Origin of the sequence: Bordetella sputigena (assembly GCF_965137885.1) — a bacterium.
GTDB lineage: Bacteria > Pseudomonadota > Gammaproteobacteria > Burkholderiales > Burkholderiaceae_B > Bordetella_C > Bordetella_C sputigena.
Genome location: NZ_CBCSCA010000015.1, coordinates 129,007 through 142,676, shown reverse-complemented (window position 1 = coordinate 142,676; position 13,670 = coordinate 129,007). Strand labels below are relative to the sequence as shown.

The window sequence follows — 13,670 nt, the reverse complement described above, 5'->3', positions numbered from 1 at the left end:
CCTTGCTTCGCGTCGTTGCTGTGTCAGCAGCAGAGAAACGAGATTATGAAGACTTTTTTTGGGGCTGTCAAATCAGCGTCGCATCTATTTGCTTGCCGGCTCGGCCCCCGCCTTGCCTCTCACCTTCGCCTCGACAGCGAAGGGGCGCGACTATAGCACATCGTTTTGGAGTGTGCGTGGCCGCGTGGACCGAAGCGACGCCCGTTTCAGATCGATGTAGGGGGTCAGCCCCCACAATGTGGATCCGATACACCCGCTGCCATCGTGTTTTGACGCCGGAATGACAGTCCCGTACGGCGGGACAGTCACCGATCGGCATCGAGCGCAGCCCTGGAGACCCGCATGAGCACCCCCCGTTTGCCCCGTGTTCCTTTATTGGAACCCGCGCAGATGAGCCCCGAGCAGAAACGCATCCACGACGTGATCACTTCGGGACCTCGCGGACAGGTACGCGGTCCGCTTGCGGTATGGCTGCATCGCCCGGCCATGGCGGAGCATGCGCAGGCGCTCGGCCAATATTGCCGCTATGAAACCAGCCTGCCGACCCGGCTGTCGGAATGGGCGATCCTGATCATGGCGCGCCACTGGCGCTCGGAATATGAGTGGTGGGCCCATAAGCCCCGCGCCATCAAGGCCGGCGTGGACGCGAAAATGATCGCGGCACTGCGCGACGGCACGACTATTTCATATGCCCATGCGGATGAAGCGCTGGTCCACGAGTTTTTGACCGTACTGCACGAGACCCGCAGGACCCCGCAGGAACTCTATGACCGGATCGTGCATGTGCTGGGCGAATCCGGCGTCATCGACCTGGTGAGCATTGCCGGCTACTACACCTTGATCGCCATGACGCTCGGCGCTTTCGACATCCGGCCACCCGAAGATACGCGACCCGAGTTGGGCGGATAGCGCGGTCCAAAACAAAGCGCCCGCCAGAGCCGCACGGCGACGGCTACTGGCGGGCGCGCTGGCGAATCGCCGGCAGAGCCGGTCGACTACCAGTAATAGAGGCTCATGGCGTAGGCGCGGTGCTGCTCGAATTCGCGCAGGGCCTCCGCCTCGGCGAGCATTTCGGGGGAAGCACCCATATCGATAAGCTCGGCTTCGGTGACCTCACGCAGGTTGAGCGAGGTATCCGGGGTGGACCAGCTCTCCCACAGGGCGACGAACGGGGCGGCGAAGAACGCGCATAAACCGCGCCATGCGCCGCCGCGCTCGACGGAATCGGAGGATATGGCGGCCACAGCGGTAGCGTTGTCGGACATGGATTGCTCCTCATGTAAACAGGATGGGGATTTGCAAGAGCCTTCTCGCCGCCCCTCGCCTCTTGGCGAATCCAGGGGCGGCGAGCACGCCGACGCGGTTGAAAGGCGTTCGGCGACAGGCGCCTGGGAGTCACCGTGTTCGAACTGGCGGTTCCTCGCCGCGGGCGAGTCCAAGGACGATGTCGGTGCTCCGCCCTCTTTTTCAGATTTATCCGACGCCGACCCGGACGAACGTGACATGAATGAGCCTCCAAATCATGGCGGGACGATCGTTACGTCGTAGCGGCCGCGGCGCGGTGACCGATGCTCGTCGGCAAAGCGCCGCCGCAAGGAACGATCAAACCGGCGGCGGCGATACTGGTTAGAATATCGAACCAGCCGCGCCCGTGGAATCAATGATTCCTGCGCAGAATGGTTAGGAATACTTACCAGACAGCGCTGATATGAGCCGCTTGCCCCTGAACACCTTGCCCGTCTTCCGCGCCGTCGCGGAGTCGCAGAATCTGCGGGCGGCCGCGGATGCGCTGCACTTGACGCACAGCGCCGTCAGCCAGCAGATCCGCTTGCTGGAATCAAGATTGGGTCACGCGCTTTTCGACCGGCGCGGCCGGCGCGTGGTGCTGAATGCGGCGGGCGCGGCCTTGCTGCGCAACGTACAGGGCGCGCTTGCCTTGCTCGATGAAGGCGTGCAAGCCGCCGCGGCGGCGGCCGGCACGACGGAGCAGCGCCTGCGCATCAGCGTGCTGCCTTCCTTCGCGCAACGCTGGCTGCTGCCGCGCATCGGCCGCTGGCGCCAGCGGCACCCCGATCTGGCGTTGGAAATCGAGACTTCGCAACGCGTCGCGGACCTGCAGCGCGACGGTTTCCATGCCGCCTTGCGCCAAGGTCTGGGAAGCTGGCCGGGCGTCGCCGCCGAGCGCCTGTTCGACGGATCGATGGCAATGATCGCGGTCGCCTGCCCGGCCGTCGCCCGTCGCCTGGCGGGCGCGACTCCGGAGGACTATCTGCATGAGCCGCTGCTGGGCGAAAGCGGTTTGTGGGAACACTGGTTCGCCGCCGCCGGCGTAAGGGGCAGGGTCACCCCGGTCGCGGTATTCAACGATGCGACGCTGTTGCTGTCGGCGGCGGAGCAAGGGCTGGGGTTGGCCGTGGTGCGTGAACTGCTGGCCGCCGATGCGCTCCGGGACGGGCACTTGATACGGTTATCGCCGATCGCAATCGAATATGAAAGCGCGCGCGCCTATCACCTGGTCTATCCGCCAGCCCTGTCTGGTTGGCCGCCGTTGATGGCGCTGCGGGACTGGATACATGACGAGCTGGCGATCTCCCTGGCGGAACTCGAAGCGTCGCGCTCCAGGGAGAATGCGCGTCAACTGGCGTCCAGTTCCGGATAGTGGCGGAAGATCCCATCGCCATAGGGCAACCGACGCTCGCTGGAAAGATAGTCCTTCAGCTCCGGCAAGGCCGCCACCCGCTCATACAAGCGCCGCACCTTGGGATACTGGCCCGCCAGGGTCGCCATGCGCTTCGGAAAGGCGTAGCGCAGGCCGTCGATCAGCTGGAATAGCGAGAGATCGGCATAGGTCCACTTTTCGCCGCCCGCCAGCCACATGCCCTCATGCACCAGGACGCGTTCGAACCAGGCCAGGAATTTGGGGATGCGCTCTTCGCGAAAATGCCGGGCGCGGCGGGCCGCCTCTTTCTTTTGATCCTCGTAATACAGACTGTTGGCGATGGGATGATGCACATCGTGGGCTTCCGCGACCAGATCGGCAATGGTGAGCTGGATTTGGTGCACCCACAGCCGGCCGGCCAGATCCTGCGGCGCCAGGCCATGTTTTTCACCCAGGAAAAGCAGGATGTTGGCGGTCTGCCCGACCGATATGCCTTCCCCGACCAGATAAGGTGGCGCGAAAGGCGGGTGATGATCGCGGGTTTTCATGTCGCGGACGATGGCCTCGTCGCCGCCGGGTTCCCGCGCCCTATCCCGGTATGGAATGCCGCCGGCCTCCAATGCCAGCCGGACGAACTCGCCGCGGCCCGGAATACCGTCCCAATACCAGAGGTCGTAAGGTGTCATCGTTGCGTCTCCCACGGGAAAGGCCAGGTTAAGCAAACGGTGTACCCGTCGTCTACCGTTGCACGATACGCCGGGCGCCAACGATGCGTTCGGCCAGTATCAGGATGGCGATGATCATGATCACCTGCAAGGCGGACGCGGCCGCGACGACCAGCTGGCTGCCCTGGAACTGAAGATAGCTGAAGATCTCTATGGGCAGCGTGACGATGCCCGGTCCGGTCAGGAACAAGGCCGCGTTCAGTTCGCCGAAGGAAACGATGAAAGCGAAAAGCCAGCCCGATAGTAGCGCGGGCCAGATGATGGGCACGGTGATCAGCAGGAACGACTTGACGGGACCGGCCCCCAGGCTCTGGCCCGCTTCTTCCAGCGCGGTATCGAAGGCCTGCAGCGCGGCGACGATGGTGCGGAACGCATAAGGCAGGCAGACCACCACGTGCGCGATCAGTAACCCGGGCAGTATGGATACGCCCAACGAGCGATACAGCAACAGCAGCGCCAGGCCGAGGATGATGGTGGGAAAGACCAGCGGGGCCATGAAGAGCATCTGCAGGACGTTCGAAAGCCAGCCATGGCGCCGCGATGCATAGACCGCGGCGAGCAGGCCGAGCAGGCCGGCCAGCGTCGCGGACACGAAAGCCAGCCAGAGACTGAGCACGAAGGCCTGTCGCATTTCCGGAATCGTGAAGAAAGCCTGGAACCAGCGCAGGGACAGGCCGGGCGGGGGAAACACCAGCGTATCGGCCGAGCTGAATGCGAACAACAGGATCACCAGGATAGGCCCCAGTATGAGAACCAGCGCGATACCGGTCACCAGGCGCAGCAGGAAGCGGCCAACGCCCACCAGCACACTGTCCTGTCGCTGCGCGACTTCCTCCCCAAGGGAGGATTCGCGCTTGGGGCGGCCCGGCGCGAAAGGTGATGTGCCCTCCTGTCGCTGCGCGACTTCCTCCCCAAGGGAGGATTCGCGCTTGGGGCGGCCCGGCGCGCTCATGCCCTTCCCCTCACTCTTTGCGGTCGCATTACGAGCTGGATGAGGGCTGCGATGGCCAGTGCGATCGCCAGAAGCACGAAGGACAAGGCGGCGGCGCGGGGCCAGCGGAAAGTGGCCGCGCTGTCGAATACCAGGCTCACCAGCAATTTGAATCGCGGACCACCGAGCAGCGCGATGGTGACGTAGGCGCTGAGCATGAGAAAGGTCACCAGCATCAGGCCCGAGGTCACGCCGGGGCTGGACAGCGGCAGCGTGACGCGGAAAAAGGTTTGCCAGGGACCGGCGCCCAGGGACTGCGCGGCTTCCATATAGCGCTGGTCGATGGCGGTAAGGGAATTGGTGATGGACACGACCATGAAGGGCAGCAGGATGGTCAACAAGCCGATTACCACGGCCTCGAAAGAATAAAGGAACTGGATGGGCCGGTCCGTCAGCCCCGCCTCCCGCAGCGTCACGCTGACGATCCCCGTTCGTCCCAGTATGCTGACCCAGCCATAGGCACGCACGACATTGCTGACCATCAGCGGGAACATCATCAGCAGCAGCATGATCATGCGCCCGCGCGTGGACAGCCGCGACGCGTACAGGGCCACCGGGTAGCCCAGCAGCAGGCAGGCGATCAGCACGACACCGGTGGCCAGCAGGGTGCGCTGGATGATCAGCAGGTAGAAGGGATCGGTGGCGATTTCCACATAATTGCGCAGCGTGGGCTGCAGCTCGTACAGCGACGATTGCGAGTTCGTCATGAGACTGACAAACAGCAGATAGCCCAGGGGCAGCACGAAGAAGACCAGAAGCAGCAGCACCGGCGGCGCCGCGACCGCCCATAGCAGCCCGGTACGCGGCAACAGCCGCCGCGCGGCCGCGCCGCCGCGCCGATCCTGTACGCCCGCGGACTGGATGACACGGGTCATGCGCGGCTCCCCGCGCGCAAGCCCGGCATGCCGGCGGACGCGGAACCGTCCTCATCGGGGTCGCTCGGCGACGCCGGGAGCGCGACGATGCTGGCGTCCTCCCAGGCCAGGCGAACCACCGAGCCTGGCGCCAGGTCGACGGCGCCGACGCCGCTATTGGGCACGTGCGCCGCCACCGAGCCCGCTTCCGTCTCCATATACAAATGCGTCTGGGCGCCGCGATAGACGACCTCCCTGAGCGTCGCGGCCAGGCCCCCGCGTGCATCCAGCCGCACTTTTTCCGGCCGCAAGGCCAGCTTGACGGAATCGCCGACGGAATGGCTGCCGCCAAGCGCGGCGGGCGCGTCGACGGTCACGCAGGTGCCGCTCAGGCCGACCACCAGCTTGTCGCCGTCGCGGCCGCGGACTTCCCCGCGCAGAATGTTGCTTGCGCCCAGGAAGGTGGCGACGAATTCCGTGCCTGGCCGTTCATAGATGTCGCGCGGCGCGCCCGTCTGCTGTATCCGGCCGTCCTTCATGACGGCAACGCGGTCCGACATGGTCAGGGCTTCTTCCTGATCATGCGTGACGAAAACAGTGGTGGTGCCGAGCCGGCGCTGCAGCTGCCGCAGCTCCACCTGCATTTGCTCGCGCAGCAGCTTGTCCAAGGCCGACAGAGGTTCATCCAGGAGCAGCACGTCGGGCTCGAAGACGATGGCGCGCGCCAGCGCCACGCGCTGCTGCTGCCCTCCCGACAACTGCCTCGGATACCGCTCGCCGAAGCCGCCGAGCGCGACCATGTCGAGGGCGCCGGCCACGCGCCGGCCGATACTGCCCGCGTCGACGCGGCGCATCTTCAAGCCGAATGCGACGTTCTCGGCCACCGTCAGGTGCGGGAAGAGCGCGAAACTCTGGAACACCATGCCGAAGTTTCTTTTATGCGCGGGCACGCCCGTGACCCGCCTGCCGCGGATATGGATATCGCCACGGCTGGGCTGTTCGAAGCCGGCGATCAGCCGCAAGGTGGTGGTCTTGCCGCAGCCGCTGGGCCCCAGCAGCGAAAAGAAGCTGCCCCGTTCAATGGCGAGGTCCAGCCTATGCAGCGCGACGGCGGCCCCGAAGCGCTTTTCCACACCATCGAAGCGCACATCCAGGGAAGCTTCATCCATTCCCGTGCTGCCCTCCACGTTCACATCGACTCCTTGACGACGCGGTCGACCCGCGCAATACGCGCCGCGGCGGCCAGCAGGCGCACGGGCAATTCCAACAGGACCAGCATTTCGACCGCCCGGCGCGGCGGTGCCTCCAGGGCCAGGACGGCATCCTCCAGGACGTACCCGAGCTCATCGGCCAGCGCCTCGTCCGGCCAGTCCTGGACCGCCGCCACCAGGCTTTCCCATTCGGCGCGCAGCGCGTCGAGCATCCCGCCCATGAGGTCGCTCAATTCAGGCTCTTCGTGCGAGAGCCGGCTGGCAAGGCTATCGACGGCGGGACGCCACGCCTGATTCATCCGTTGCAGATCCAGGCGCGGGGGCGCCTGCGATGCCGCCACGGACGCGGCGCCGCCGCGCCCGGGGGCGTCGAACGCGCCCAGCATCAACGCGGCATTGAGCACCAGGCGGAAGCTCAGGCAATCTTCCTTCGCGTAGAAGCGCAGGGTTTCGTCCATGGTCTTGCGGCCGCGGATCGGCAGGTACTTGCGCACGTAGCCGTCCAGCGCCATGGCCTTGCGCAGGAATTCGCCCATCTCCGGATGCGGCGAGAATCCGACGACCCGTCCCCCCGGCGCATCGCCCGCCAACACGGCCACGCGATCCTGCATGATGGCGCCGAAGCGATCGGCATCCAGCGGGTTGTCGATGAACAGCCGCGTCGACATGATGTGGCTTTCGAATGAGCCGCATGCGCGGGCGCGCCGTTGCGCGCTTTCGTAGACCGGGCCATGGTAGTACGCCAGCTCCAGCGTTTCGGGCAGATCGCGGCGCAGCGCGGGATCGTCCAGGCGCACGTTCAAGAGGCCCGCGCCGGTATACAGGTATTCATGCGTATAGCGGGGCTTGGCGTCGAGCAGGCCGAGCCAATGCGGACGCCCCTGCGAAAAATAATAGGCGCCGCCGCAAGAGCCGATGCCCGCGCCGCCGCGCGCCAGGAAGGCGCGTATCGCGTCGTCGACACCCTCCGCGTTTTCCGCGCGGTCCAGCCCCCAGGTGGCGAAGCCGCCGGGCAGGATGAGAAGATCGGCGCCGTCCAGAATGCCGCCGGCGATGTCGGCCGCGCTCGCGCGCCGGTACGGCAGGCCCAGGCTCCACAGGCAATGCGAGTAGTACGCATAGTAGGGATAGCCAATGGCCGCGCCGCAGTACAACACGATGCGGGGCGGCATGATGGACTTGCCGGCATCGGCCTGCGCGGCCGGCAGGGAGGCGGCCTGGAGTCCCAGGGCGCGGGCCGCCGCGGCGAGACTCGCCGGGCCGGCATAGCCGTCGGAAGTCACGCGGATGGCATGGCCGTGCGCCGCGGCGCGATGCGCCAGCACGGCGGTACTCAAGGCGTCGGCGCGCGGCGCCCACGAAAGCCTGGACATGGATACCCCGGAACCTGTCAGAACTGCAAGCGGCCGCGCGCCGTACGCGACCCGGGACGACGATCTACGCGCCGCTGACGATGCGATTCCACTGATCCGTCCATTCCGCGCGCCGCCCCGAGATGAAAGCCTGGTCCAGGTCGATGATGCGCGCGACCTCGGCATCGGAAAACTGCACCCGCTGCTGCAGGTCGGCGGGCAGCAGCTTGAGCATCGCCGGATTGGAACCGGCATAGTTGAAGACCTTCGCCACCCAGGCCTGGTATTCCGGATTCAGCGTCATATTGATGTATTGCTCCGCCAACGCCTTGTGCTTGGTGCCCTTGGCGATGCCGGTGCCGGCCAGATAGGAAATCGCGCCCTCGCCGGGGAACACCCATTCCGCCTGGCCGCCTTTTTCGCGCACGGTATAGGTTTGCGACTTATAGAGCAGCCCCACGACGGCTTCGCCGGTCTGCAGCGAACTCATGATGGTATCGGTGTCCTTCGCCCAGATCGGATCCAGCTTGACCATCTTGCGCAGCATATCGAAGCCGGCTTTTTCGTCCTTGGGATCCTTGCCCGCCGCCATCGCGCCGATCGGGATGATGTAAGGGCCGATGGAGTGCGTGATCTCCGGCAGCACGATGCGGCCCTGGAACTCCGGACGCCACAAATCCGCGTAGCTGCGCGGCGGGTTCTTCACTTCCTTGGGGTTGTAGACGATGCCCAGCGCGGAATAAATCATCGCGACCCAGCCCGGACGCTTGAAGCGGTCCGGAATATCCTTCAGGAATCCCAGGTTGGGCGAGGCCGGGTCCAGCGTTTCCAGCACGCCCTGGGATTCCGCCAACGGCACCACGCCGTCATGGAGCTGCACCAGGTCGTACGGCTGGCTGGACAAGTTGATCTTCAGCTTGGTCACGCGCTCGACGGGCGTGGGGCCCCTATCCTGGGTGATGGCGTAGCCGGTCTGCTTGGCGAAAGGCGCGTCGACGTATTGCGCCATGCCGTTGCCCCACAGTCCGCCCCAGGTCATCATCGCCAGCGTACCGGAGGACTGCGCCGCCGCCAGCGGCAGCCGGCCCGCGGCGGACAGACCGATGGCCGTGACGGCCGACTTCTTCAGAAATTCGCGGCGCTGCATGGCGCTTCCCCTTTTATGGAGTCATGGCATGGCGCGATAAGGCGCGCGCCGGCCCATGCCGCCGCAGGTCTGTATCACGATACAAACTCTGGACAATATCCTAAATATATTTATTCCATGAGGCGGGGAAACCCTGAACACGCATCCGCGTCCCCTGCATAATTTGTTGCAGCCATGGTCCCTGCCGCGCGGTATGCTCCCGCGTCCCGAACCTGCATGACCCCGATGCGTTTTCCCGCTCTCCCATCATCCGCCGCGCGCCCTTTCCCGGTCCGGGGCCAAGCGCCGCGCGCCACGGCCCGCACGCGCGCCATCCGACTCCTTTCCCTTTTTTTGCTACGCCTGCGGACCACGCCGTTCGCGGCCTTGATCCTGGCCGTATGCCTGGCGTTGCCCCTGTCCCTGAGCCCCGGCCGGGCCCAGGCCCAGGCGGCGGCTCCGCAGCAGGAAATCGACAAGTCCCTGGACGCCGCGCGCAAGGAGATGGAGGCGCTGCGCAAGAACCTGTCGGAGCAGACGGACGATGCCGAGCTGCTGCGGCGCCGGGCCGCCGCGCTGGAGATCCAGTCCAAGGCCGACGCGATCGCCGACAAGCTGGGGCCCGTCCTGACGTCGGTCCAGGCCCGCCTGACCGAGCTCGGCCCGGCGGTCGATACGGGCAAGGAAGCGCGCGACATCGCCGCCCAGCGAGCCGATCTGGAAAAAAGCCGCTCTACGCTGGATGCGCAGATCAAATTGGCGCGGCTGCTATCCGTGGAAGGGGTACAGACGGCCGAAATGGTATCCACCATGCGGCGTTCGCAATTCCAGGCACGGCTGGGCGAACGGCGGCCATCGATCCTGGGCGCGCAGTTCCGCGACGATCTCAAGGACGACCTGCCGCGCGACCTGAGCCGCCTGGCCAGCCTGCGCGATGAACTCGCCGCCGCGCTGAGCGGCACGCCGGGATGGGTGTGGACCATCCTGGTGCTGCTGGCCGGCGTCATCGTCGCCCTGACGGTGGTGGCGGCGCGGGTGATGCGCACCTTCACCGCGTCGCGCGTGCCGGCGGGACGACTGCGGCGCTCGTTCCACGCGCTGGTTGTCGTCATCGCGGCCAGCCTGGCGCCGGGCCTGATCGGCCAGCTTCTGTATATCGGGCTGGACTGGCAGGGGCAATTGCCGGATGCCACGCAGACGCTGGTGTCCGGCTTCGCCGGGATCCTGTGCCTGGGCGGCTATGTGACCGGCCTGGGCCTGGCGCTGCTGTCGCCCTCGCGGCCGTCGTGGCGGCTGCCGGACATCCCGGACCGCATCGCCGGGAAAATGCGCTGGTTCCCGCATACGCTGGGACCCTTGATCGTCGTGGTCTGGCTGTTGGACCGCCTGCCCGTCTCGCTGAACGCCAGCCTGAGCACCACCATCGCGGTCAACTGCCTGGTGACCTTCCTGTTGATCGCGGTCGTGGTCGCGGGCCTGGTGAAACTGGAACGGGCGCGCCGCAAGGCCCTGCACAATCCGGAAACAGGCCAGGCGCCGCCCCGCCACCTGTGGCTGCTGATCACGGTAAGCGTGGTGTGGCTGATGATCGCCATCGCGCTGATCGCCGTGCTGACCGGCTACGTGGCGTTCGGCAACTTCGCCGCCAAGCAGGTGATCTGGACGCTGATCGTGCTCAGCTCCTCGTATCTTCTGACGGTGCTGGTCGATGACTTCTTCATGTCGGTGCTCGGCGCTTCGCGGCGCGACGGCGATGCACACGAGCGCGGCCAGGAGCCCCGCATACGGGACCAGGCCGCAGTGGTGCTGTCCGGCGTCGCGCGCGTGCTGATCGGCCTGGTGGCGTTCGTGATGGTGCTGGGCCAATTCGCCGAAGGTCCTGTCGAGTTGCTGCAGCGCGCGGAACAACTGTTGAACGGCCTGGCCATCGGCCAGGTGCAGTTGCGCCCGGCCGCGCTGGTGCAAGGCCTTATCGTGTTGGCGGTCAGCCTGCTGGCGGTGCGCATCCTGAAGCGCTGGCTGCTCACCCGCTATCTGCCGACGACCACACTGGATCCCGGCATGCAGACGTCGGCCACGACCTTGTTCGGGTACGTGGGCGTCGTGGTGGCGGTGGGCCTGGCCCTGTCGGCGGTGGGCATCGGGCTGGAGCGCGTGGCCTGGGTCGCCAGCGCCCTGTCGGTGGGTATCGGTTTCGGCCTGCAGGCGGTAGTGCAGAACTTCGTGTCGGGGCTGATCCTGCTGGCCGAGCGGCCGGTCAAGGTGGGCGACTGGGTATCGCTGGGCGGCGTCGAGGGCGACATCCGGCGCATCAATGTGCGGGCCACGGAAATCCAGATGGGCGACCGCTCCACGGTGATCGTGCCGAATTCGGAGTTCATCACCAAGACCGTGCGCAACGTGACCCATGCCAATCCGCTGGGACTGGTGCAGATCAAGCTGCCCATGCCCTTGAGCACGGATGCGGCCAAGGCCCGGGAGATTATTCTTTCCGCCTTCATCGATCACGAAGACGTGCTGGAGTCGCCCGCGCCCAATGTGTTCCTGGACGGCATCGATGCCGGCAATCTGGTGTTCAATGCCACCGGCTACGTCGGTTCGCCGCGCCAGGCCTACGGGACCCGCAGCGCGCTGCTATTCGAGGTGCTGCAGCGGCTGGCCGCGGCCAACATCGGCCTGGGCAAGCCGCCGACCATGCTGGTCAGCGCCCCCGCCGCGCCGCTGCTGCCGGGAATCTCGGCGGTCGAACAACCACGTCCCGCCCCGGCGCCGGGACAAGGGGATGCTTAGGGGTTGGACCAACCCGGCGGCGAAGGCGCCGCCGGAGCGCGCGTCGACGAGCTAGAACGGCCAGAAGCCCGAGCCCAGGTCGTCCTTGCAGCCGGCATATTGCTGGCGGAAACGGTCGGCGCGCGCCTGCACCTTGCGGGCGACGCCGATCAGCCAGGGTTTGCGGTTGTAGCTTTTGGCGCGATACCCGCCCCAGCCTTCGTGATACGCCAGGTACTGGCCATAGGCGTCCCACTTCGACACGCCATTGAGCTTCTGGGTTTTGTCGATGTACCAGCCCATGAAATCCATGGCGTCGTCGAAGTCGTCGCGGCTGGCGAACCAGCGATTGTTCTGGCTGACGTAGTCGCTCCAGGTTTCGTCCTTGGCCTGCGCGTAGCCGTATGCCGAACTGACGCGTCCCCAGGGAATGAAGCCCAGCAGATAGTCGCGCGGCGGCTTGGCGTCGTAGCGGAAGCCGGATTCCTGGAACAGGATGGCGAAGGGCACCTGCACCGGCACGCCCCATTTTTTCTGCACGTCCAGGGCGGCTTCGTACCAGTCGTCCTTCTCGCGGAAGATCGCACAGATGTCGTCCGGGTTGCGCGGCGGCGAACTGGCGCAGCCGGCCAGCCCCAGGAAAGAGGAAAGCGCCGCCAGCAAGGCGGCGCGGCGCAGGGCGCCCAGGCGTAACGATCCGGCGCCACGCCGGCCACGGTGATCAGGAAACACGAACCAGCAGCTTCCCGAAGTTCGCGCCTTTCAGCATGCCCATGAACGCGCGCGGCGCGTTCTCCAGGCCATCGACGATGTCCTCGCGATAGCGGATGCGGCCGCTGGCCACGGCCTGCCCCACTTCGCGCAGGAAATCGGGATAGTGCTCCGCGAACTCGGTATTGATGAAGCCGCGCAGCGTCAGGCTGCGCGAAAGCACTTCTCGCATGGTGGCGGGCAGCCGGTTCGGCCCGTCCGAGACCGCGCCGTCATAGTCGGCGATCAGGCCGCAGACCGGCACTCGGGCGTACTTGTTCAACAAGGGCAGCACGGCCTGCCATACCGCGCCGCCGACGTTCTCGAAATACACGTCCACGCCATCGGGGCAGGCCCGCGCCAGGCGCGCGGGAAAATCCGGATCGCGATGATCGACCACGGCGTCGAAGCCCAATTCATCCTTGACGTATGCGCACTTGTCCGGACCGCCCGCGATGCCTATGGCGCGCGCGCCCTGGATCTGGGCCAATTGTCCAACCAGCGAGCCGACCGGTCCGCTGGCGGCCGCGACCACCAGGGTTTCGCCGGCCTTGGGCTGGCCGATAAAGCGCAGTCCGCTATAAGCGGTAAAGCCCGGCATGCCCAGCACTCCCAGGCCGGTGGTGATGGGCGCGAGCGCGGGGTCCAGCTTGCGCTTGCCGTGCGCCGGCACATTGGCATGGCTGCGCCAGCCCGTGCGCGCGAGCACGATATCGCCAACGGCGTAATCGGGGTGCCGGCTGGCGATGACCTGTCCCACCGACTCGCCTTCCATCGGGCTGCCCAGGGCGACGGGTGGCGCGTATGACTTGCGTTCGTCCATCCGCCCGCGCATGTAGGGATCCAGGGACAGGTAACGCACCTGCAGCTGGATTTCACCGTCCGCCGGCGCGGGCAGCGCCGTGGTTTCGATGCGGAAGTCGCTGGCGCGCACGGCGCCTTGCGGGCGCGCGGCCAGCACGATCTGGGTGCAGGAGGAGACGGACATGACGGATACCTCGCTGGTCGGCGGCGACGGCGCCGCGCCGTCACCGCGCCGGCCGAAAAACGGGCCGGAACCCCGTATTAAACACCGGCCGGGGTCGGGATGGTCCACGGGCGACTGCCGCGGGTAGCGGCGTCGGCCGCTGGCCGCGGGGCTGTCACTGGCTGGCCCGCGCCGCCGCCGCGGCTGGGCGCGACCGCGGCGCCGCGGGGCAGCAGACAGGGACACCGGCGCGGCGGAGACGGCGG

The 13,670-nt window shown here is 66.4% G+C and carries 12 protein-coding genes; 3 read left to right on the top strand and 9 right to left on the bottom strand.

The annotated features are described in order from the left end of the window. Positions 1–342: 342 nt before the first annotated feature. Positions 343–909, top strand: a complete 567-nt coding sequence (locus ACNA0R_RS23965) for a carboxymuconolactone decarboxylase family protein (protein WP_415828573.1) — start codon at positions 343–345, stop codon at positions 907–909. Between the two features lie 86 nt (positions 910–995). Here ACNA0R_RS23965 and ACNA0R_RS23960 read toward each other — a convergent pair whose 3' ends face one another. Then, a complete protein-coding gene (locus ACNA0R_RS23960; protein WP_415828572.1) occupies positions 996–1,265 on the bottom strand; it encodes a hypothetical protein in 270 nt (89 codons plus the stop codon). 443 nt (positions 1,266–1,708) lie between these two features. On the opposite strand from ACNA0R_RS23960, the gene ACNA0R_RS23955 reads away from it, so the two are divergent. After that, a complete protein-coding gene (locus ACNA0R_RS23955) occupies positions 1,709–2,659 on the top strand; it encodes a LysR substrate-binding domain-containing protein (RefSeq protein WP_415828571.1) in 951 nt (316 codons plus the stop codon). On the opposite strand, the gene ACNA0R_RS23950 is transcribed toward ACNA0R_RS23955, so the two are convergent. The 6 genes from ACNA0R_RS23950 to ACNA0R_RS23925 all read right to left on the bottom strand — a co-directional run bounded on the left by ACNA0R_RS23950 (position 2,635) and on the right by ACNA0R_RS23925 (position 8,939). Beyond that, entirely contained in the window at positions 2,635–3,345 is a 711-nt protein-coding gene (locus ACNA0R_RS23950; protein WP_415828570.1) for a glutathione S-transferase, read from the bottom strand. The two genes, ACNA0R_RS23955 and ACNA0R_RS23950, sit on opposite strands and share 25 nt — an antisense overlap. Before the next feature lie 52 nt (positions 3,346–3,397). Next, positions 3,398–4,336 carry an ABC transporter permease gene (locus tag ACNA0R_RS23945; protein WP_415828569.1) on the bottom strand — a complete coding sequence of 313 codons (939 nt, stop codon included), beginning with the start codon at positions 4,334–4,336 and terminating at the stop codon, positions 3,398–3,400. Continuing rightward, on the bottom strand, positions 4,333–5,250 hold the full coding sequence (locus tag ACNA0R_RS23940) for an ABC transporter permease (protein ID WP_415828568.1): 918 nt from the start codon (positions 5,248–5,250) through the stop codon (positions 4,333–4,335). The genes ACNA0R_RS23945 and ACNA0R_RS23940 overlap by 4 nt, the downstream gene beginning before the upstream one ends. Then, on the bottom strand, positions 5,247–6,398 hold the full coding sequence (locus tag ACNA0R_RS23935; protein WP_415828567.1) for an ABC transporter ATP-binding protein: 1,152 nt from the start codon (positions 6,396–6,398) through the stop codon (positions 5,247–5,249). The genes ACNA0R_RS23940 and ACNA0R_RS23935 overlap by 4 nt, the downstream gene beginning before the upstream one ends. Before the next feature lie 20 nt (positions 6,399–6,418). Continuing rightward, entirely contained in the window at positions 6,419–7,813 is a 1,395-nt protein-coding gene (locus ACNA0R_RS23930; protein ID WP_415828566.1) for a hypothetical protein, read from the bottom strand. Between the two features lie 64 nt (positions 7,814–7,877). Then, complete coding sequence (locus tag ACNA0R_RS23925) at positions 7,878–8,939, bottom strand: ABC transporter substrate-binding protein (RefSeq protein ID WP_415828565.1); 1,062 nt, start codon at positions 8,937–8,939, stop codon at positions 7,878–7,880. A 225-nt stretch (positions 8,940–9,164) separates the two neighbouring features. On the opposite strand from ACNA0R_RS23925, the gene ACNA0R_RS23920 reads away from it, so the two are divergent. Next, a complete protein-coding gene (locus ACNA0R_RS23920) occupies positions 9,165–11,708 on the top strand; it encodes a DUF3772 domain-containing protein (protein ID WP_415828579.1) in 2,544 nt (847 codons plus the stop codon). A gap of 51 nt (positions 11,709–11,759) precedes the next feature. Here ACNA0R_RS23920 and ACNA0R_RS23915 read toward each other — a convergent pair whose 3' ends face one another. Both ACNA0R_RS23915 and ACNA0R_RS23910 read right to left on the bottom strand, forming a co-directional pair. After that, positions 11,760–12,350: a transglycosylase SLT domain-containing protein gene (locus ACNA0R_RS23915; protein WP_415828578.1), complete on the bottom strand. Its 591-nt coding sequence runs from the start codon at positions 12,348–12,350 to the stop codon at positions 11,760–11,762. A 58-nt stretch (positions 12,351–12,408) separates the two neighbouring features. Then, positions 12,409–13,425 (bottom strand): NADP-dependent oxidoreductase, encoded by a 1,017-nt coding sequence (locus ACNA0R_RS23910; protein WP_415828564.1) that lies wholly within the window; start codon positions 13,423–13,425, stop codon positions 12,409–12,411. Positions 13,426–13,670: the final 245 nt, after the last annotated feature.

What these genes read in the sequence shown, in the direction of transcription:
- ACNA0R_RS23940 (WP_415828568.1), bottom strand. Translation starts at nt 5,250, where the DNA reads ATGACCCGTGTCATCCAGTCCGCGGGCGTACAGGATCGGCGCGGCGGC.
- ACNA0R_RS23960 (WP_415828572.1), bottom strand. Translation starts at nt 1,265, where the DNA reads ATGTCCGACAACGCTACCGCTGTGGCCGCCATATCCTCCGATTCCGTC.
- ACNA0R_RS23930 (WP_415828566.1), bottom strand. Translation starts at nt 7,813, where the DNA reads ATGTCCAGGCTTTCGTGGGCGCCGCGCGCCGACGCCTTGAGTACCGCC.
- ACNA0R_RS23950 (WP_415828570.1), bottom strand. Translation starts at nt 3,345, where the DNA reads ATGACACCTTACGACCTCTGGTATTGGGACGGTATTCCGGGCCGCGGC.
- ACNA0R_RS23910 (WP_415828564.1), bottom strand. Translation starts at nt 13,425, where the DNA reads ATGTCCGTCTCCTCCTGCACCCAGATCGTGCTGGCCGCGCGCCCGCAA.
- ACNA0R_RS23925 (WP_415828565.1), bottom strand. Translation starts at nt 8,939, where the DNA reads ATGCAGCGCCGCGAATTTCTGAAGAAGTCGGCCGTCACGGCCATCGGT.
- ACNA0R_RS23945 (WP_415828569.1), bottom strand. Translation starts at nt 4,336, where the DNA reads ATGAGCGCGCCGGGCCGCCCCAAGCGCGAATCCTCCCTTGGGGAGGAA.
- ACNA0R_RS23920 (WP_415828579.1), top strand. Translation starts at nt 9,165, where the DNA reads ATGCGTTTTCCCGCTCTCCCATCATCCGCCGCGCGCCCTTTCCCGGTC.
- ACNA0R_RS23935 (WP_415828567.1), bottom strand. Translation starts at nt 6,398, where the DNA reads ATGGATGAAGCTTCCCTGGATGTGCGCTTCGATGGTGTGGAAAAGCGC.
- ACNA0R_RS23965 (WP_415828573.1), top strand. Translation starts at nt 343, where the DNA reads ATGAGCACCCCCCGTTTGCCCCGTGTTCCTTTATTGGAACCCGCGCAG.
- ACNA0R_RS23955 (WP_415828571.1), top strand. Translation starts at nt 1,709, where the DNA reads ATGAGCCGCTTGCCCCTGAACACCTTGCCCGTCTTCCGCGCCGTCGCG.